This window comes from Vibrio frigidus, assembly GCF_042465995.1.
Lineage (GTDB): Bacteria > Pseudomonadota > Gammaproteobacteria > Enterobacterales > Vibrionaceae > Vibrio.
This window is the reverse complement of the sequence record NZ_JBCDMC010000010.1, coordinates 105,597-125,407: the sequence shown is the minus strand read 5'-3', so window position 1 is coordinate 125,407 and position 19,811 is coordinate 105,597. Positions and strand designations below refer to the sequence as shown.

17 protein-coding genes and 1 pseudogene are annotated in these 19,811 nt (G+C 40.9%); 5 read left to right on the top strand and 13 right to left on the bottom strand.

All coding sequences use genetic code 11. The features are described 5' to 3' along the window. Positions 1–209 precede the first annotated feature (209 nt). The 3 genes from glnA (at position 210) to glnG (ending at position 4,445) form a co-directional block, all read left to right on the top strand. The gene (gene glnA / locus AACW90_RS17495; RefSeq protein WP_390236974.1) at positions 210–1,619 is read left to right on the top strand and encodes a glutamate--ammonia ligase; all 1,410 of its coding nucleotides are present in this window, start codon (positions 210–212) and stop codon (positions 1,617–1,619) included. A 370-nt stretch (positions 1,620–1,989) separates the two neighbouring features. Then, entirely contained in the window at positions 1,990–2,982 is a 993-nt protein-coding gene (gene glnL / locus AACW90_RS17490; protein ID WP_390237071.1) for a nitrogen regulation protein NR(II), read from the top strand. 53 nt (positions 2,983–3,035) lie between these two features. Continuing rightward, complete coding sequence (gene glnG, locus AACW90_RS17485) at positions 3,036–4,445, top strand: nitrogen regulation protein NR(I) (protein ID WP_390236972.1); 1,410 nt, start codon at positions 3,036–3,038, stop codon at positions 4,443–4,445. Positions 4,446–4,616: 171 nt separating this feature from the next. Here glnG and hemN read toward each other — a convergent pair whose 3' ends face one another. The 5 genes from hemN to AACW90_RS17460 form a co-directional block, all read right to left on the bottom strand. Continuing rightward, positions 4,617–5,990, bottom strand: a complete 1,374-nt coding sequence (gene hemN / locus AACW90_RS17480; RefSeq protein WP_390236970.1) for an oxygen-independent coproporphyrinogen III oxidase — start codon at positions 5,988–5,990, stop codon at positions 4,617–4,619. Positions 5,991–6,154: 164 nt separating this feature from the next. Then, the gene (locus tag AACW90_RS17475; RefSeq protein WP_348000143.1) at positions 6,155–6,652 is read right to left on the bottom strand and encodes a DUF2489 domain-containing protein; all 498 of its coding nucleotides are present in this window, start codon (positions 6,650–6,652) and stop codon (positions 6,155–6,157) included. A 6-nt stretch (positions 6,653–6,658) separates the two neighbouring features. After that, a complete protein-coding gene (gene yihI, locus AACW90_RS17470; protein WP_390236968.1) occupies positions 6,659–7,231 on the bottom strand; it encodes a Der GTPase-activating protein YihI in 573 nt (190 codons plus the stop codon). After that, complete coding sequence (locus tag AACW90_RS17465; RefSeq protein ID WP_390236966.1) at positions 7,231–7,869, bottom strand: class I SAM-dependent methyltransferase; 639 nt, start codon at positions 7,867–7,869, stop codon at positions 7,231–7,233. Before AACW90_RS17465 ends, yihI begins: the two co-directional genes overlap by 1 nt. A 250-nt stretch (positions 7,870–8,119) precedes the next feature. Then, a complete protein-coding gene (locus AACW90_RS17460) occupies positions 8,120–8,737 on the bottom strand; it encodes a c-type cytochrome (protein ID WP_390236964.1) in 618 nt (205 codons plus the stop codon). 188 nt (positions 8,738–8,925) lie between these two features. Between AACW90_RS17460 and yihA the strand changes: the two genes are divergently transcribed. Further along, entirely contained in the window at positions 8,926–9,636 is a 711-nt protein-coding gene (gene yihA / locus AACW90_RS17455) for a ribosome biogenesis GTP-binding protein YihA/YsxC (RefSeq protein ID WP_390236961.1), read from the top strand. A gap of 465 nt (positions 9,637–10,101) precedes the next feature. Here yihA and spfP read toward each other — a convergent pair whose 3' ends face one another. From spfP to hemB, 3 genes are all read right to left on the bottom strand, one after another. Next, positions 10,102–10,149: a small protein SpfP gene (spfP, locus tag AACW90_RS23110; protein WP_438356636.1), complete on the bottom strand. Its 48-nt coding sequence runs from the start codon at positions 10,147–10,149 to the stop codon at positions 10,102–10,104. A 193-nt stretch (positions 10,150–10,342) separates the two neighbouring features. Next, complete coding sequence (gene polA, locus AACW90_RS17450; protein WP_390236959.1) at positions 10,343–13,141, bottom strand: DNA polymerase I; 2,799 nt, start codon at positions 13,139–13,141, stop codon at positions 10,343–10,345. Positions 13,142–13,800: 659 nt separating this feature from the next. Beyond that, positions 13,801–14,841, bottom strand: a complete 1,041-nt coding sequence (gene hemB, locus AACW90_RS17445; protein WP_390236957.1) for a porphobilinogen synthase — start codon at positions 14,839–14,841, stop codon at positions 13,801–13,803. A gap of 175 nt (positions 14,842–15,016) precedes the next feature. On the opposite strand from hemB, the gene AACW90_RS17440 reads away from it, so the two are divergent. Further along, on the top strand, positions 15,017–15,790 hold the full coding sequence (locus tag AACW90_RS17440) for a TatD family hydrolase (protein WP_390236954.1): 774 nt from the start codon (positions 15,017–15,019) through the stop codon (positions 15,788–15,790). 83 nt (positions 15,791–15,873) lie between these two features. Here AACW90_RS17440 and tatC read toward each other — a convergent pair whose 3' ends face one another. The 5 genes and pseudogenes from tatC to AACW90_RS17415 all read right to left on the bottom strand — a co-directional run bounded on the left by tatC (position 15,874) and on the right by AACW90_RS17415 (position 19,802). Further along, complete coding sequence (gene tatC / locus AACW90_RS17435; protein WP_195704828.1) at positions 15,874–16,632, bottom strand: twin-arginine translocase subunit TatC; 759 nt, start codon at positions 16,630–16,632, stop codon at positions 15,874–15,876. A 154-nt stretch (positions 16,633–16,786) separates the two neighbouring features. After that, positions 16,787–17,077, bottom strand: a pseudogene (gene tatB / locus AACW90_RS17430) (Sec-independent protein translocase protein TatB); the annotation flags it as partial. A gap of 3 nt (positions 17,078–17,080) precedes the next feature. Beyond that, a complete protein-coding gene (tatA, locus tag AACW90_RS17425; RefSeq protein ID WP_195704826.1) occupies positions 17,081–17,329 on the bottom strand; it encodes a Sec-independent protein translocase subunit TatA in 249 nt (82 codons plus the stop codon). Positions 17,330–17,553: 224 nt separating this feature from the next. Continuing rightward, on the bottom strand, positions 17,554–19,188 hold the full coding sequence (gene ubiB / locus AACW90_RS17420; RefSeq protein WP_390236951.1) for a ubiquinone biosynthesis regulatory protein kinase UbiB: 1,635 nt from the start codon (positions 19,186–19,188) through the stop codon (positions 17,554–17,556). Continuing rightward, on the bottom strand, positions 19,185–19,802 hold the full coding sequence (locus tag AACW90_RS17415) for a ubiquinone biosynthesis accessory factor UbiJ (RefSeq protein ID WP_390236949.1): 618 nt from the start codon (positions 19,800–19,802) through the stop codon (positions 19,185–19,187). Before AACW90_RS17415 ends, ubiB begins: the two co-directional genes overlap by 4 nt. Positions 19,803–19,811 lie beyond the last annotated feature (9 nt).

The following is a 19,811-nucleotide window of genomic DNA, read 5'->3' as shown; positions in this document are numbered from 1 at the left end:
GTGCATGCAAGGATCATTTTGGTGCACATTCTGCACCAAAAGAATACAAGAACAGCCCAAGACCTTGAAATTAAAGGATTAAAATAAGTGGCACAGTTTTCGCTTAGAAGGTTAGCATCGGGTAATTCACTTAATGTTTAGAAATTACTCAATGACAATTTTTTAGATTCGAAATTGTACCAAATTAATAACACTGGAGGTTATCCAAGATGTCAGTAGAAAATGTTTTATCACTGATCCAAGAAAATGAAGTTAAGTTTATTGACCTGCGCTTTACCGACACTAAAGGTAAAGAACAACATATTTCTATTCCATCTCACCAAATAGATGCTGACTTCTTTGAAGATGGCAAAATGTTTGATGGTTCTTCTGTTGCTGGTTGGAAAGGTATCAACGAGTCAGATATGGTCATGATGCCAGATCCATCAAGTGCTGTTCTAGACCCATTCACAGATGATGCGACACTGAATATTCGTTGTGACATCCTAGAACCTGCAACAATGCAAGGTTACGATCGTGACCCACGTTCAATCGCAAAACGTGCAGAAGACTTCATGCGTGCTTCTGGTGTTGCAGATACTGTACTTATCGGTCCTGAACCTGAGTTCTTCCTATTTGATGATGTTAAATTCCATTCTGACATGTCGGGCTCTTTCTACAAAATTGATGATGTAGAAGCAAGCTGGAACTCTGGTTCTGATTTCGAAGAAGGCAACAAAGGTCACCGTCCTGGCGTTAAAGGCGGTTACTTCCCTGTAGCACCTGTTGATTCGTCTCAAGATATCCGTTCTGCCATGTGTCTAGTTATGGAAGAAATGGGCCTTGTTGTTGAAGCACATCACCATGAAGTAGCCACTGCTGGTCAAAATGAAATCGCAACTCGCTTTAACACGTTAACGGCTAAAGCAGATGAAATCCAAATCTATAAGTACGTGGTTCATAACGTTGCTCACGCATACGGTAAAACAGCTACATTTATGCCTAAGCCAATTGTGGGTGATAACGGTTCTGGTATGCACGTCCATATGTCTCTTAATAAAGATGGCGTAAACTTATTTGCTGGTGACAAGTACGGCGGCCTATCTGAAATGGCGCTTTATTATATCGGCGGTATCATCAAGCATGCTCGTGCAATCAACGCATTTGCCAACGCATCAACGAACTCATACAAGCGCCTTGTCCCAGGTTTTGAAGCTCCAGTTATGCTCGCTTACTCAGCTCGTAACCGCTCTGCTTCTATCCGTATCCCTGTGGTACCAAGCCCGAAAGCACGTCGTATTGAACTACGTTTTGGTGACCCAACAGCTAACCCATATTTAGCATTCGCTGCAATGTTAATGGCTGGTCTTGATGGTATTAAGAACAAGACTCATCCTGGTGAAGCAATGGATAAAGACCTTTACGACCTTCCAGCTGAAGAAGCGGCCGAGATCCCAACCGTTGCAGAATCGCTACAACAAGCACTTCAGTGCTTAGACGAAGACCGTGAGTTCTTAACATCTGGCGGTGTATTCTCTGATGACTTTATCGATTCTTATATCGCACTTAAGACTGAAGATGTAGTGAAAGTAAACATGGCAACTCATCCACTTGAGTTTGAACTTTACTACTCTGTATAAACGTTCATTTTTCACTATCTAAAGGGCTCGCATAAGCGAGCCTTTTTTGTACCTCTAAATCACCTTCTAATACGTTGAAGTTTATACTTCGGCACTACGCCCTAGGAAGCGGCAAGGTTATTGCATTATTTAAACCATAACGGTGCATTAACGTTGTGAGTATATAAAATAGAGCGAGCTCGTGGATAAACCTTCAATTTTCTACGTTTTATCACCGGTTAACCGTTGTATCTTACTTTTCATGGTTCATACTGAACTTAGCGTTGCACCATTTTGGTGCTAGGTGCAATCATAGAGCAGAGCGAGGTCGGAAATTGTGACAACAGAGCTTTCAACAGCCATATTGGATAACATTGTAACCGCCACCTTAATGCTTGATGAAAATCTAGTCATTCGTTACGCCAACCCGGCTACAGAGCAGTTATTTTCGCAAAGTACTAAACGCATAATAGATAAGTCTTTGTCACAGCTCATTCAACACGCCTCGATGGATATCGCTTTATTAACTCAGCCTTTGCAAAGCGGTCAAAGCATGACGGATAGCGATGTCACTTTTATCATTGATGGTAAGCCACTAATGTTAGAAGTCACCGCCAGCCCACTCTCTTGGAATAAGCAATTAATGCTACTTATAGAGATGCGTAAAATTGGTCAGCAACGTCGCTTAAGCCAAGAGCTAAATCAACATGCACAACAACAAGCCGCCAAGCTGCTCGTGAGAGGATTGGCTCATGAAATTAAAAACCCTTTAGGTGGTTTAAGAGGTGCAGCTCAGTTATTAGGGAAAATGCTCCCAGATCCTTCTTTAACGGAATATACACAGATTATTATCGAGCAAGCGGATCGTCTAAGAGCACTTGTTGACCGCTTGCTTGGCCCTCAAAAACCAGGAAAAAAAGAACACGAAAACTTGCATGTTGTATTAGAAAAAGTACGACAACTGGTCGAACTGGAGTCAGGTTCTAATCTCACTATTGATAGGGATTATGACCCCAGTCTACCTGACATTCTGATGGATACGGATCAGGTAGAACAGGCGATGTTGAACATTGTAAGCAATGCGGCACAAATGATGATTAATCAAGATGATGCAAGGATAACTATTAAAACCAGAACCATGCATCAGGCCAATATCCATGGCCAACGTCATAAATTGGCCGCTCGAATTGAGGTCATAGATAATGGACCTGGCATTCCAACAAATCTGCAAGACACGCTCTTTTATCCAATGGTGAGTGGTAGAGATGGCGGAACTGGATTAGGGCTGTCAATTTCACAAAATTTAATCGACCAACACAATGGAAAAATAGATGTAGAAAGTTGGCCTGGTCGAACGACATTTACAATTTATCTCCCTATCTAACGGATGTGAGATAGGAAAAGGCAAGAAAGCCTCTATATGAGTAAAGGATATGTATGAGTAAAGGATATGTTTGGGTTGTTGATGACGATAGTTCCATCCGTTGGGTAATGGAAAAAACACTGTCGTCTGCCAATATCAAGTGTGAGACATTTGCAGATGCAGAGAGTGTCTTGATGTCACTGGAACGTGAAACCCCAGATGTGCTGGTATCCGACATACGTATGCCGGGTATCGATGGTCTGGACCTGCTTAATCAGGTTCATACTCGCTACCCTGAACTCCCAGTCATAATAATGACGGCACATTCAGACTTGGATGCTGCGGTAAATGCCTATCAAAAAGGGGCATTTGAATATCTACCTAAGCCATTTGACATCGATGAAGCTCTCACCTTAGTTGAAAGAGCAATTATTCATAGCCACGAACAGAAAAAAGAGACCGCGACCGGGGATACGTTTGCTAGCGAAACACCAGAAATCATTGGTGAAGCACCCGCGATGCAAGAAGTATTCAGAGCAATTGGTCGATTGTCCCGCTCTTCTATTTCAGTGCTCATCAATGGCGAGTCTGGTACAGGTAAAGAGCTTGTTGCCCACGCTCTCCACCGACACAGCCCAAGAGCAACAAAACCTTTTATTGCGCTCAACATGGCCGCCATACCTAAAGACTTAATTGAGTCAGAACTTTTTGGTCATGAAAAAGGGGCCTTCACTGGTGCGAATAATGTCCGTCAAGGCAGGTTTGAGCAAGCAAATGGTGGTACATTATTTCTAGATGAAATAGGCGATATGCCGCTTGATATTCAAACACGTTTGCTGCGTGTTTTGGCCGATGGGCAGTTTTATAGAGTCGGTGGTCACCAAGCTATTAAGGTAGATGTTAGAATTGTTGCTGCAACACACCAAAATCTTGAACAATTAGTTCATGAAGGTGGTTTTAGGGAGGATCTATTTCACCGACTCAATGTTATTCGAGTACATATCCCAGCATTAAGAGATAGAAAACAAGACATAGAAAAACTCACTCTGCATTTCTTAGCAAGTGCTGCAGACGAACTTGGCGTAGAAATGAAGTCTCTACATTCAGGCACCGTCGATGCGCTTAAGCGCCTAGCTTGGCCGGGAAATGTTCGTCAATTAGAGAACATCTGCCGCTGGTTAACCGTTATGGCAAGTGGTAGTGAAGTATTACCTTCAGATTTACCGACAGAGCTACTTGAAGAAAAAACCGTGACAAATACCGGGGGAACAGGAAGTTGGCAAACCCAACTAGAACACTGGGCTCAAACCGCTTTAAACTCTGGTGAAACAGAATTACTTGCCTACGCACTACCTGAGTTTGAGCGTATCTTGTTAAAAACGGCACTGAGTCATACCAATGGGCATAAGCAGGAAGCCGCAAAAGTACTTGGTTGGGGGCGAAATACGCTCACTCGTAAACTGAAAGAGCTGGATATCAACTAAGAAATAACATGGGCTGGAAATTTAACTGGTATTAGAAAAAACCTTTACGAAAATCGACCTATTCTCACAAAAAACAGCGAAATCCCCACGAAAGTGGGGATCTTGACGAATGATTTGAGTACTAACCGAACAGTATTCCAGCGAAAACGGGAATTTGACGAATAGTCTTTGCTATATAACTCGTGAGAATTGCTGTTGTCTTGCTCTATCTCGCAAGTACTTATCAAAACACATACAAATATTGCGAATAAGCAAACGACCTCGCGCGGTAACACGAATATCCGTTTCTGTCACTTCAACCAACTCATCATCAACAAACGTCTGTAGAAGCTTTAGATCTTCAGCAAAATAATCGTTAAATGTTAGGTCAAACATTGATTCGATTTGTGTCTTATCTAATTTGAAATTACAAATAAGCGCTTTAATCACCTCACGACGAATCAAGTCATCAGAATCTAAAGAAACGCCTTTCCATAATGCGTGGCGCATCTCATCAACTTGAGCGTAGTACTTCTTAAGTTCTTTCTGGTTTTGCGCGTAGGTATCGCCAATCATTGAAATAGCGGAAACACCAAAGCCAAGTAAATCACACTCTCCTTGCGTAGTGTAACCTTGGAAATTACGGTGCAATATTTCTTCACGCTGAGCGACGGCTAGCTCATCGTCAGGCAATGCAAAGTGATCCATACCGATAAACTGATAACCCGCGCCAGTCAGCGTAGAGATAGTATCCTGAAGGATATCCATCTTAACCTCTGCTAATGGCAACAGATCTTCATTTATCTTACGCTGAGCAGCAAATAAATTTGGCATATGCGCGTAGTTAAATACCGACAACCGACCAGGTTTCATCTCTAGCACTTGTTTTAAAGTGACAGCAAACGACTCTTTTGTTTGCAATGGTAACCCGTAAATCAGATCCAAGTTGGTTGAACGAAAGCCAAGCTTTTTAGCGCGTGCGACCATGGCGAAAATGAACGCTTCATCTTGCTCACGATTCACCACTTTTTGAACTTCTTTATTGAAATCTTGCACACCGATACTTAAACGGTTAAAACCTTCGCCACGCAGGTGATCAAGCATATCCAGTTCAATTTCGCGAGGATCAACCTCAATGCTAATCTCAGCATCAGGGTCAAAATTAAATTCACCTCGAACAATAGCCATCAAACGGCTCATCTGCTCTTTACTTAAGAACGTCGGCGTTCCACCACCAAAGTGCAGTTGAGTCACTCTACGCTCGTTTAACAGGAACGCCCTTTGGCGAATTTCATGTTCTATCGCGTCTAGATACTCGTCTGCCTTGTGAGAATGCCGAGTAATCACTTTATTACAGCCACAGTAGTAGCAGAGCTTGTGACAGAACGGTATATGAATATAAAGTGATAAGGGCCGTTCAGGATACTGACGGCATGCCATATCAAATTCCGCAATGGTAAAAGCTTCATGAAATTCTAAGGCTGTTGGATAGGAGGTATATCTTGGTCCCGAATAGTTATACTTATCTAATATCGCTTGATCCCAAACTATTTGTTCACTAGACATAATATTGCGTTCCATTAAATTTTGTTTTCATACTTTGACCACGTATTCTGCCATATCACTACAACAGACAGAGATAAACGGGAGTAATTTGCTGAAGAAATGTTCAGAACTGATAACAGGATCACTCACTCTTTCTGGTTAGATAAGAAAGAGTGAGCAAAAATCTATCTATTCGCGGTCACTGTGTCTGTAGGAGAGGCACTTAGAGGTTGTATTTGAATCTGCAGTTTTTGAAGATCTTTTATTATGTCATCCGCTAATCGAACTTCCGCTTTTTGTCGTTCTAGCGTCTGTTTCATCCGATCTTGTTTGACTAACTCTTGTCTCTTATCACCCCTAGCCATATCTTTGACAATCTCATATAGCTCAAAAAGTGCTGGGTATTCTTTTTCAATATCGATACGGGCTTCACCTTGAATGTAATCAAGAATACAGACCACACGAATACTAACTTCAGACAGATCACATTGACCTTGAATACCAGCCATACAAAGGGTATTTACACTATCAAAAATATTTGCATTCCGCTTAGCGATGGCGATATTCATTACTTCTTTTTCTAGCTGTTTTTGCTTCTTAACCTGTAACCACAGGTAAATGGCATAGGATGCTAAACCGAGAATAATTAGCCCACCAATAATAAGTACTATGGTTACGCTCACCATCTCTTATCCTTTAAAGTCATTTAGGTTTAGACCTTCAAACTGAGATAAAAGTTCTTCGTCCGAACTTGCACTCTTTTTCTTCTTTGTTAAAACCGGTTCGATAACAATTTCTTCATCTTCGTCTTCCAGCTCCTCTTCAGGCTCCATAAGACCAAGTTGATTCATCAATATTTCAATCCGATCTAACTTTTCATCCACATAACTTTGCAAACCAGTGCCGAGCTTCTCACCATTCTCAATTCTGTCTAACAGAACATTAAGTTGGGCGTCATTTTCTAGCGTTTCAAGTTCTTCCGCCGCAGATAAACGACGTTCTTGCTTGTTCAGTTTTTTCTTTGAATCCACAATCAATGGGATTTTCTTTTTACTACCTAAACGAGGATCTCGCTGCTGCGCAGCCGTTTTCTGTTTTTTTTCTGCAGCGTCGGTGTTACGAGTTCCAGTTTTTAGTCCTTTACGTTTTTTAACACGCTTACGCAAACGCCCTTCCACATCCGCTTCGCTACGATTTCGCGTTACGATTACTTCTACTTCACCTGAAGAACCAGGTTGTCTTGATCTTTTATTTCTACTCATTACTGGAGTTTCCTCAGTAAAATTACATCATTACCAACAAATTCAAGTTGGAGCTTATCCCGCTCGGCCAAGTACTGAAAAGTTTTTCGGCTATAAAAACAAACGTGAGTAAGATCATTTTTATAATGCCATTTCGAAAACGCTTCTACGTCTATTACTAGTTTGGTCATAACACCAATCCAGCCACTTGGTTTAACTAAATTCAACCATTTATACCACACATCTTTAGGGTAATAGAGGTGCTCTATTACCTCTGTGGCAGTGATGAAGTCATACGTTTTATCTAATACCTTATTATCAGGATAGTAGTAGATATCGTATAGCGTCATATTGTGTCCCGATTCTTGCAGCATCATAGATAAAGCAGGTCCCGGACCACAACCAAAATCTAACCCTGTAGAGTTCGGGCTAATTTTTTCCATTAGAGGATCTGACAATCGCGACAAAAAACGTCTATAACCTTCATCAGAAGGATTATTGTTATGCAGATCATACATCGCTTTTTCGGATTCGGTATCTAGCCGTTGCACCATTGGAACAAACACAAGATGACACCGGATACATTGAAAATAATCCCTTCTCTTGTCTTTGTAATAGTGTTGAGAGTGTTCATCTTCACACAAAGGACACGGCTGCATAGGTACATCCTCATATTGGGATGCGAAACATACCAGAATTGGAAGGAATAGTGGAGCTTATTTCACCAGAAAAATAGTGCTAATACCATTCACATTTATGTTTTCCTCATAGAACCCATATCAGCTGACCGTTATTTGTTGGGGTTGATATAACTTGTACGCAAAATAGGTATAAAAAATCCCTCAGCAATACAAAGTTTGCTAAGGGATCAGATTTAATACGTTTACTTGCTAGTGGTTAAATGTAAATTTAATGCAAACCACCAACATATTTTGAAAGCGTATCTATCTCTTTATCTGTCAGCTTCATTGCAATATCGCGCATCATCTCATTGAGATCATTTTTACGCTCACCTGCTCTAAACTTGGTTAACTGAATTTTGATGTAATCGGCATGTTGACCTGAAATTTTCGGGAATCCAGACAATGCGGTACCATTACCTCTTGGACCATGACACGCGACACAAGCGGTTAAACCACGCTCAGCATTACCAGCAAGATAAAGCGTCTTGCCTTGCTCAACGACATCTTCGGGCGTTGAGTTATCAGAGATAGGCAGAGATGAGTAATATGCGGCTAAATCTTGTCTATCTTGATCAGATAATGACATAGCCATTGGGCTCATTATTGGATCGTACCTACCTTTCTCTCCAGAAGTTTCTATACCGAGTTTAAGCTCAGCAAGCTGCTTCTCTAAATAGCCTGCATGCTGACCCGCTATTTTGGGGTATTGCGTGATTAGACTATTTCCATCAGCAGAGTGACAAGCAACACAGGTTGCAGATTTAGCTTTACCAGCTTCGACATTACCTTGGGCCCAAACAGTGAAGCTGGCGAACAGCCCCAAGATTAGTGCTAATTTATTCATGACATTCCATTATTATTATGAGGCTCTGCTTTTTTTCATACTTACACAACTGAATAAAAAGACAGACCTAGGCTTCCAGTACCACGTTTTTTTGGGTACGACGTGGTACAATATTCGACTTTATTACCCTTTAGCGGTTATTTTACACAATTTAACAAAAAAGCAATCAACTGACTACATAAAGTCAGATGGAGTTAACATTGAGCGCAAAAATTCACTATCAAAACACGCATTTTATCACTAGTGCACCCGATATTCGCCACTTACCAGAAGACGAAGGTATCGAAATTGCGTTTGCTGGACGATCAAATGCAGGTAAATCTAGCGCACTTAACCGCTTGACGAACCAGCGTAGTTTAGCAAAGACCAGTAAAACACCGGGTCGTACGCAGTTAATTAACCTATTTAAGGTTCAAGAGCACTGTCATATCGTTGATCTACCTGGATATGGATTTGCACAAGTTCCTATCGAACTAAAGAAGAAATGGCAAAAATCTTTAGGTGAATATCTACAAAAACGAGAATGTTTAAAAGGTCTCGTCGTATTAATGGATATTCGTCATCCGATGAAAGATCTCGATCAACAGCTTATATATTGGGCTGTAGAGTGCAATATCCCTGTACAAGTTTTGCTAACTAAAGCGGATAAATTGAAAAGTGGTGCACGTAAAGCACAACTAAATAAGATCAAAAAAGACGCATTAGAATTTGATGGCAATGTCGCCGTTGATCTATTTTCATCATTGAAGGGAATTGGTGTTGACCAGCTACGCGCTAAACTCGACATATGGTTTGCCCCTGCGATTTTAGCGCTGGAAGAACTGGCAGCAGAAACTTCCGTGTCAGAAGAGGCTTCTAGCGAGGAAGATACTGCACGTTCAGAAGACGACGCAGAATAGAAGACAATAAAAAACCCCACCGGAAATGGGTGGGGATAACGGTAGAATATTCGTATCTCATTCCCTTCATTACAACTGCCTATCTGTTTCCTACTTACCTAACGTCAAAAAACCGAATTTTCAACAAACGCCAAACGTCGCACTCAGTTATTTATTAACATTTATGTAACTTAATTTCATCCAAACACATCACGTTGAAGATTTACCTTTAAAGAGTTTCTGAGGGTTTGAATCGTTTCTTGACATATGAACTCAGATTTCATCATCTCAACAGACACTGATTTTCTTTCGCTCAATAAGAATTTACAACAAAATAAAAGTAAAGGCGCAGTCATATATTCAAACTAGTGATGGGGATTTATAACCTATTAAAACAATGAATTAATGGGAGTTTTACTATAATGACAATATTTTTTTTGCCGCAATAAAAAACGCCCCAGTCAAATATTGACTGGGGCGGCTGAATTAGCCTAATCCAATAACGTGAAACAAAAGGTCTGAAAGATAGAACATCTTACCTCTGTACCCTACGAGAGTTACTGTACAACAAACGATCATATTTGAAAATAGTTTTTGTAATTTATTTTCATCATTTTTTATCAAAAATACATAAGTGATTGAGATCACACTACTTTATTTTGAATAAAAAAAAGCCAACGAATGTGCGCTGGCTCATGTATTTAGGTCTTATTTAGTTAAAAAGTGTCTAGTGAGCCTGGTCCCAGTTATCACCATGACCCGCATCAGCCACTAAGGGGACATTTATTTCTGCCGCCGATTCCATCAAATTCTGTATTTTTATTTCAATTTCGGCTAATACGCTCTCTTTCACTTCAAATACCAATTCATCGTGTACCTGCATAAGCAAACGCACTTTTCCATCACCCTCAGACTGAACCCAATTATCGACCAACAACATCGCTTTTTTAATAATATCCGCAGCGGTCCCTTGCATCGGCGCATTGATAGCCGCTCGTTCTGCTGCTTTTCTACGTATACCATTACGAGATTTAATTTCTGGAAGGTACAGTTTTCGACCGAATATTGTCTCTACGTAGCCTTGAACCGATGCTTGTGAACGTGTGTCTTCCATATATTGCAAAACACCTGGGTAGCGTTCGAAATAAGTATTCATATAGTCTTGAGCTTCGTGTCTAGGTATACCAAGTTGCTTAGCCAGACCAAAAGCGCTCATGCCATATATTAATCCAAAATTAATGGCTTTAGCACGTCGACGTTGCTCACTACTCACGTCTTCAATGCTAACTCCCATCACTTCCGCCGCCGTTGCTGCATGGATATCTTTCCCATTTTTGAAGGCATCTAATAAGGCTTTATCACCAGAAAGGTGAGCCATAATACGAAGTTCTATTTGGGAGTAATCGACTGCCAATATTTTCCACCCATGTGGCGCAACAAATGCCTGGCGTATACGACGACCTTCTTCATTTCGAATGGGGATATTTTGCAAGTTTGGATCAGTTGATGAAAGACGACCAGTTGCTGTCACAGCCTGATGATAAGAGGTATGCACCCGGCCAGTTTCAGCATTGATCATTTTAGGCAGCTTATCAGTATAAGTTGATTTCAGCTTAGCGAGTCCACGATACTCTAAGATTCGTTTTGGTAATGGGTAATCAAGAGCGAGCTCTTGAAGAACCTCTTCATTTGTTGAAGGCGCACCCGACGGTGTTTTCTTTACGACTGGAAGCCCCATCTTCTCAAACAAGATCGCTTGCAACTGCTTAGGTGAGCTTAAGTTAAACTCCTGACCTGCGATTTCATACGTCTCTTTTTCTAATTCATCTAAACGAACAGCAATTTCCTGAGACTGTGCGGATAACAACATATCATCAATAAAAACTCCGGTTCTTTCTATGCGAGAGAGTACAGGCACAAGCGGTATCTCTATTTCTTCATATACCGATTTAATCTTTTCATCTTTCTCAATTTCAGCGTATATACGATTATGCAGACGCAATGTCACGTCTGCATCTTCTGCTGCATATGGTGAAGCCTGATCTATATCTATTTGGTTGAACGTAAGTTGTTTTTTTCCTTTACCGGCTATCGCCTCAAACGAAATACAACTGTGTTGCAGAAATCGAAGTGCCAAGCTGTCCATATCATGCCTGCCACCAACGCTGTTATAAACGTAAGAAGCTAACATTGTGTCATGTTTGATACCTTTCATTTCAATATCATATCGAGCCAAAACACTGGCATCATATTTTAGGTTTTGACCGACCTTTTTACGGCTATCATCTTCTAAGATTGGTTTGAGTTGTGATAACACCCATTCTCTATCTAACTGCTCTGGTGCGTCCATGTAGTCATGAGTAAGAGGTACATACGCAGCAATGCCTTCTTCAACGGCAAATGAAAGCCCAACAAGATTAGCTACCATATAGTCTAAACTGTCGGTTTCAGTATCGAATGCAAAGAGATCACACTCTTTCAGTTTCTCTAACCATTGGTGAAAACTCTCTGCGCTCAAAATCGTTTCATACTGGCTTCTGTCTATCTTTACCGCACTGTTATCTAGAGTAGAAGTGGTATTACTGCCTGTCGATGCCCCTGCAGCACGACCAGACTTATCATCAGCTTCGACGACGCCAGTTCCACCATCTAATAACTCATTCAACCATGCCTTGAATACAAGTTTGCCATAAAGTTCTATCAACTCATCACGATTTGGTTCTTGTTTTAGTAAAGAGTCATGTGTCTCTTCTAACTCAACATCTAACTTAATAGTGGCGAGTTCATAAGACATATATGCATTTTCTTTGTTATCGATAAGCTTTTTAGCCATGTTTTTAGAACCACGGAAGCCCAGTGCCGCAATACCGTCTAAATTATTGTATATCTCATCGACACTACCGATTCCTTGTAAAAGTGCCGTTGCCGTTTTATCACCTACACCGGGAACGCCTGGAATGTTATCAACCTTATCCCCCATTAGCGCAAGATAATCGATAATTAGTTCAGGAGGGATACCAAATTTCTCAATGACACCTTCCCTGTCCATCACAACATTAGTCATGGTGTTAATCAGGGTTACATTTTCGTCAACAAGCTGTGCCATGTCTTTATCGCCAGTACTAATAAGTACTGGCATACCCGCTGCAGATGCCTGAGAAGACAACGTACCTATTACATCATCAGCTTCCACTCCGGGAATAGATATTAACGGTAATCCCATTGCTCTTATTACGTTATAAAGAGGCTCTATCTGACAGCGCAATTCGTCCGGCATAGAAGGTCGATTAGCTTTGTATTCTGGATACAAATCATCTCGAAACGTTTTTCCTTTGGCATCGAATATGACGACTATTTTTTCAGTAGAAAATTGACGCATCATACTTCGCAGCATGTTAACTACACCATAAACGGCATTAGTTGGAATATCTCCATTACTCATAGAATCGGGGTATGCGTGAAATGCACGGTAAAGATAAGAAGAGCCATCGATAAGTATCAGTGGGTTTTCAGGAATGCTTGCCATGAGATTGTAATCCAGAACAGGGAAAAGTTATTCACTTAGAATGCCATGAAAGGTCATTATTATCCATTCAGATAACGAAACCTATGCGGCTGTTATTTGCAAGAACATATCAAGTTTTCTGTGGATAAGTCTGTTTGTACTTTCTGATCGCTTAAAAAAAATCCATGCGAATTTACTATTTTATTCACATAAAAACCTTAAATATCAACGGATTAAATGGAAACAACTTGAGAAGTTAAAGATCAAAAAATGATCCTTAATTGTGGAAAAGTTCTCGATAGGACAAAAGATAATTATTTTCAACTAGCGGTATTGTACAAAGATGGGATTCGGTATGACTTAAAAAAAGAAAGCGACATCAAGAGATGTCGCTTAGCATAACTAGTACAAGCAGAATCGGATCCTGCTTTTCCTAATAGCCTAATACACTGGAAGCAATGTGAGCAATGTCGTGTCAATAAGAGATAAAATTCAACTACTTTGGTAAACAGTGAATCATCTCCTGAAGACATGGTAATAATAACCATTCTCATTCGCATTGCAAGAGTTATTTGAAAAAACTTTGTATAGACAAGCGCTAAATCCAATTAATCAGGCATTAAAACAAAAAAACGGCGTCATTTGACTCCGTTTTTAATTTTTAAGCGATTAAGTAGAGGTTACTCGCTGATGCTTTCTTTCGCTTTGGCATTATCTTCCGCAAGCCAAAGTGCTACGTCTTTGGCAAAATAGGTCAAAATACCATCCGCTCCTGCGCGCTTAAAGCACAGCAATGACTCCATTACGGTCTCTTTCTCTTTTAACCAACCATTTTGAATAGCCGCTTTATGCATTGCATATTCGCCAGATACTTGATAGGCGAATGTAGGAACTTTCAGTTCAGACTTCACTCGTCGAACAATATCTAAATAAGGCATACCGGGTTTAACCATCACCATATCGGCACCTTCATTGATATCCATTGCAACTTCATGTAATGCTTCATCACTGTTCGCAGGATCCATCTGATAATTTTTCTTATTACCACCTTTCAGATTTGACGCTGATCCGACGGCATCTCTAAATGGACCGTAATAGTTCGACGCGTACTTAGCAGAATAAGCCATTATTTGGGTGTGAATGTATCCCGCCTCTTCCAAAGCTTCTCGGATACGACCAATTCGCCCATCCATCATATCTGAAGGTGCAACAACGTCAGCACCGGCTTCTGCATGAGAAAGCGCCTGCTTGATTAAAACGTCTGTTGTTTCTTCATTCATGACATAACCGGCTTCATCGATGATGCCATCTTGTCCGTGTGTCGTGAACGGATCCAGAGCAACATCAGTAATCACACCTATTTCCGGCACGTGTTCTTTTAACGCTCTCACTGCTCGTTGTGCTAATCCTTCCGAGTTATACGCCTCTTGCGCGCATAAACTTTTGACGTCTTGATTAACCACAGGAAATAATGCGATAGCGGGCACACCCAATTTAGCAAGTAACTGAGCCTCCTCTAACATCAAATCAATTGATAAACGCTCTACGCCTGGCATCGAATCAACGGCTTCGCGTCGATTTTTACCCATCAATATAAACATCGGGTAGATAAGGTCACTCGCACTTATCTGATTTTCGGCCATTAAACGGCGACTAAAATCGTGCTTACGCATACGACGCATACGTCGTACTGGAAATTCACCTTTAATAGAAACAGACACTTGGCTCTCCTAGACAATAATTCGTTTTTATCAATCAATGTACAGTTTGTATTATATCATTGTCGATATTGGATAGGAGCTTAATGCGGTAGAAATTCTCTCTAGAGCACAAATTCAATATATACTGAGAGGAATTTATTCAATCACCTAAACTCGGAATAATAGAGATACAATCATGATAGATACCCATGCCCACATATACGCTTCCGAATTTGACAACGACCGTGAAGAAGTCATTCATAGGGCGTTAAGTCAGGGGATAGATACTATTTTATTGCCTAATATTGACCTAGACTCTATCAAGCCCATGCTGGCCACTGAGGCGCAATATGCTGATGTTTGTCGCTCAATGATGGGGTTACATCCATGTTATGTAAATGGAGAGGTAAAACAGACTCTAGCAACGATTCACTCTTGGTTTGAAAAGCACAATTTTATTGCAGTTGGTGAGATAGGAATTGACCTCTATTGGGATAAAACCTACAAAGCCGAACAGGAATACGCCTTTATTACCCAACTAAACTGGGCGAAAGAGATGTCGTTACCTGTTGTCATCCATACTAGAGATTCAATTGAAGAAACGCTTCATTTATTGCGCAGTGAACAGGATGGTTCTTTATCCGGTGTATTTCATTGCTTTGGTGGCAGTATTGACGAAGCAAAGGCGATTAACGAACTCGGATTTCATCTTGGATTAGGCGGGGTATCAACATTCAAGAATGGTGGTATGGACAAAGTAATTCCAAGCTTAGACCTAGACTATGTCATTCTAGAAACCGACTGTCCGTATCTTGCACCAGTGCCACATCGAGGTAAACGTAACGAACCATCATATACCGCATTAGTCGCGAAACGAGTGGCTGAACTAAGGGCGTTGGATATTGAGGAAGTAGACCGTTTAACCACGGAGAATGCTAAACAACTATTTAAGCTGAGTCTTGAATCTTGAATCTTGAATCTTGGATCTTGGATCTTGGATCTTGGAAAGACAATAGTAAAAAAGCGAGTAGTACACCACTCGCTTTCAGTATATTAAGCCTCTGTTTCCTCTTCACTACTTTCATCGTCGTCTTTTTTTATATAGAAACGAGCGAAAAACAACCCCACTTCAAACAATATACACATTGGAATCGCGAGCAGTGTCTGTGAAATCATATCGGGTGGCGTTAACATCATCCCGAATACAAAAGCGGCAACAACAATATACGGACGTTTCTCCGCAAGGCTCTTTGGGTTTGTGGCACCAGTCCAACATAGCAATATAATTGCAACAGGTACTTCAAATGCGATACCAAATGCAAAAAACAGGGCAAGAACAAAGTCTAAATAACTCGAAATATCAGTAGCGAACTCTACACTGCCTAACGAAATAGCAGTAAAAAAACTAAAAACAAGTGGGAAAACAACATAATAGGCGAATGCAACGCCACAATAAAAAAGCAGCGAACTTGAAAACATAAGCGGCATAACTAACTTACGTTCATGTTTGTACAAGCCCGGAGCAACAAATCCCCATACCTGATGCAAAATATAAGGTACAGCAACAAATATAGACGCTATCAGCGTTAATTTAAGTGGCGTAAAAAAGGGAGAAGCGACGTCTGTTGCTATCATCGTAGCCCCTTCAGGCAGACGATCAACTAATGGAGACGAAACAAACACATAAATGTCACTGGCAAAATAAATTAAACCAACAAATATAAAGAGTACAGCCAATAGTGCTCTTAAAAGGCGATTTCTCAGCTCTAGTAGATGGCTAATCAAAGGTTGGGTTTGCTCGGCTGATGCCATATTTAACCTCTAAATGGAAAAACAGAAAGAGCTGCACTTGCGGCAGCTCTATCAAAATGAAGCCAAATCAGTCTGGCTTTTTTTCTTCAGGTACATCAACTTTCACGGCCTTCACCTTTTCAGGTTGAGCGGGATCCGTTGATTTAGACTCTGTAGCATAAGGTCTTTGAACATCTGCCGCCGCTTTTTTCAGTTCTTCAACTGATGCTTTTAGATCAGGGGCGAGATCTTCCATCCCCATTTTCTCGGCTTTTTTAAGGTTATCTTGTAATTCTTGAATTTTCAGCTCGTGGGTAAGTTCATCTTTTACCCCATTTGCCATTGCCTTTGCGCTGTTGATAAATTTTGAAACACTGCGTATCGCAACAGGTAAACGCTCTGGACCAAGGACTACTAAACCTACGACAGATATTAATACCAGTTCCCAAAAACCGATATCAAACACTAATTAGACCTTCTCTTTGTCTTTTTTAACTTCTTCAGTAGAAGCCTGTTCTGACTTCTGCTCTAAATTTTGCTGTTCGAAGTCTGCGTCTTTGGCTTCTTTTTTCGCCGCGTCTTCGTCACTCATGGCATTTTTAAATCCTTTTACTGCAGAACCCAAATCACCACCCATGTTGCGTAGCTTTTTAGTTCCAAATAGTAAAACAACGATAACTGCTATGATAAGCAACTGCCAAATACTAATACCGCCCATTTTCCAATACCTCGGGTTATACAATAAGACTATAAATAAGTGTGCTAGTTTACTTGTTATTTACCGCGTACACGTAAATTAAGCAAGCAAAATGTGACCTCAACAACACCACTACCTACACATGGGTAGATTAAGAATTGATATATTCCTTAATGTTAACGATTAAAAAGGAATGTAAACGTTTATTAACAATATACACCTCCTTTTCAGCGTCGATTTTTATTCTACTTGCTGTGTATGCGCCAGCTTACTAACCAACACAAAACACCAGTGACAGCGGAAGCAATAGCAATATCCTGATACGGACTTAGCAATAGAATCGCTGAACAAACAACCAATGTCGCGCCAACACCAAAGGTTAATATCCCTTTAGCATGTTGTTGCTTCGTCGCTCGATAGCCAGTATAAAGCTGCTCCATTTTGTGATTCATTGCTTTGCCCTGCTTAAGGCTGTCGTAAAGCAATTCAGGAAGTTCAGGTAATCGCTCCGCCCAAAACGGCGCTTTTTCTTTGATCGCATTAACGACCGCTTGGGGTCCAACTTGATTGGCCATCCACTTTTCTAAAAATGGTTTAGCGGTATCCCACAAATCTAACTGTGGGTAAAGCTGCCGACCCAAACCTTCAACATAGAGTAACGTTTTTTGTAACAGGATCAACTGCGGTTGTACTTCCATATTAAAACGGCGAGCGGTATTGAATAGATTCAATAACACATGACCAAAAGAGATTTCACACAGCGGCTTAGCAAAAATAGGTTCACATACAATGCGAATAGCAAATTCAAACTCTTGTAGGTTGGTGTCTGGTGGTACCCAACCGGAATCGACATGAAGCTCCGCGACTTTACGGTAATCGCGATTAAAAAAGGCAAGAAAATTTTCGGCAAGATAACGTTTATCTTCTGTGTTTAACGTACCTACGATCCCGCAATCAAGGCCAATCCATTGTGGATTCTCAGCATGCTCAGGATTCACAAACACATTACCGGGGTGCATATCTGCATGAAAAAAGCTGTCACGAAAAACTTGGGTAAAGAAAACGCTAACACCGCGTTCCGCGAGCAACTTCATATTAGTGCCGTTCGCTTCTAACCCTTCAATATCAGAAACTTGGATACCGTAAATACGTTCAGATACCATTAAAGCTTCACTACTGAAATCAGTCATAACCTCAGGAACATAGAGCTCTTCGCTCCCTTCAAAATTCCGTCTTAGCTGTATTGCGTTAGCGGCTTCTCGACGAAGATCTAATTCATCAATTAGCGTTTTTTCATACTCTCGTACCACTTCTACTGGCTTTAAGCGCCTAGCTTCGGGTGTCGCTTTAGCGACGATCTTCGCCATTCGATACATCAACTTAATATCCGCATCAATTGCTGGACGAATATCTGGGCGTATGATCTTGAGTACGATTTCTCTACCGCTATCTTTTAGCTTTGCAGTATGGACCTGAGCAATTGATGCGGAGGCTAGCGGCTCAATATCAAAGTCCGTAAACCAATTTTCTAGTTTTCCTCCTAGCGCTTTTTCCATTTGGTCCTTTGCTTCCTGACCATCAAATGGTGCTACTCGATCTTGCAAAAGAGCAAGTTGATCGGCTAAATGAGGAGGAAAAAGATCTCGACGAGTCGACATCATCTGACCAAACTTAATCCAAACTGGCCCCAACTCTTGGAGCGCTAAACGTAGCCTAACGCCAAGCGCTTTGTCTTGATGCTTGTTCTTGATCCAAAAAAGCGCTTTACGGGCAAGCAAGGGGGTTTTAGTCAGTTCATGTTCAGGAATTAATTCATCCAAACCATACTCTAACTGAACTTTAGTGATGTGGTACAGGCGTTGTAACTCTGCTGGTTTCATGCTTTCTCCAACAATTGAGTAAAGCGTTTATTTAGTTTGGCAGCACGGCTCTCAACGTCTGAGATCTGATTGCAAAAGTTGGCAATTTCCAGTGGACTCGGTGCGACTTTCCACTCTTCTGTCAGTATTTGTGCTACATGACTATGATGCCTATTCGCTTGTTTCTTAACCCAAGCACTCGTGTCTTTGACACCTTGTACAACGGTATGAGCGAAAATATCACCCGTCACTCTGGACATCCACTCCTCAAGATCGGGTTTACAATCGTTCATTAATTGAGAGAATTGCTGAGCCAATTTCAAATCACCTTCAAGCTCAATTTTTTCTTGCTTGATCAAGCGAGTGATATTGTTTTGGTCTTTAAGCTGTGTAAGCACGGTTAAATGAAGAGAAAGGTAGCAATCTGGCGAACCTTCATAATGCGTTAACACATCAACTTGCTGACTAAAAACGAAAGTAAGTGTTTTTTTTAATTCAATAAGATGAACTTGCAACACCTTTCCTTTAAGACGGTTTAAGCGTCGCCCATGTTCAGGGTTGTCTTTAATCAGAGTATTAATCGTGGTTTCTATTGCTGCTGTAGCAATTTGATCCGTCAAACCTAGCTCAAGCATTAGTTACCT

Bases quoted from the DNA above. Each gene is read 5' to 3' on its own strand.
- glnA (WP_390236974.1), top strand. From the start codon at position 210: ATGTCAGTAGAAAATGTTTTATCACTGATCCAAGAAAATGAAGTTAAG.
- glnL (WP_390237071.1), top strand. From the start codon at position 1,990: ATGCTTGATGAAAATCTAGTCATTCGTTACGCCAACCCGGCTACAGAG.
- glnG (WP_390236972.1), top strand. From the start codon at position 3,036: ATGAGTAAAGGATATGTTTGGGTTGTTGATGACGATAGTTCCATCCGT.
- hemN (WP_390236970.1), bottom strand. From the start codon at position 5,990: ATGTCTAGTGAACAAATAGTTTGGGATCAAGCGATATTAGATAAGTAT.
- yihI (WP_390236968.1), bottom strand. From the start codon at position 7,231: ATGAGTAGAAATAAAAGATCAAGACAACCTGGTTCTTCAGGTGAAGTA.
- AACW90_RS17465 (WP_390236966.1), bottom strand. From the start codon at position 7,869: ATGCAGCCGTGTCCTTTGTGTGAAGATGAACACTCTCAACACTATTAC.
- AACW90_RS17460 (WP_390236964.1), bottom strand. From the start codon at position 8,737: ATGAATAAATTAGCACTAATCTTGGGGCTGTTCGCCAGCTTCACTGTT.
- yihA (WP_390236961.1), top strand. From the start codon at position 8,926: ATGGAGTTAACATTGAGCGCAAAAATTCACTATCAAAACACGCATTTT.
- polA (WP_390236959.1), bottom strand. From the start codon at position 13,141: ATGGCAAGCATTCCTGAAAACCCACTGATACTTATCGATGGCTCTTCT.
- AACW90_RS17440 (WP_390236954.1), top strand. From the start codon at position 15,017: ATGATAGATACCCATGCCCACATATACGCTTCCGAATTTGACAACGAC.
- tatC (WP_195704828.1), bottom strand. From the start codon at position 16,632: ATGGCATCAGCCGAGCAAACCCAACCTTTGATTAGCCATCTACTAGAG.
- tatA (WP_195704826.1), bottom strand. From the start codon at position 17,329: ATGGGCGGTATTAGTATTTGGCAGTTGCTTATCATAGCAGTTATCGTT.
- ubiB (WP_390236951.1), bottom strand. From the start codon at position 19,188: ATGAAACCAGCAGAGTTACAACGCCTGTACCACATCACTAAAGTTCAG.
- AACW90_RS17415 (WP_390236949.1), bottom strand. From the start codon at position 19,802: ATGCTTGAGCTAGGTTTGACGGATCAAATTGCTACAGCAGCAATAGAA.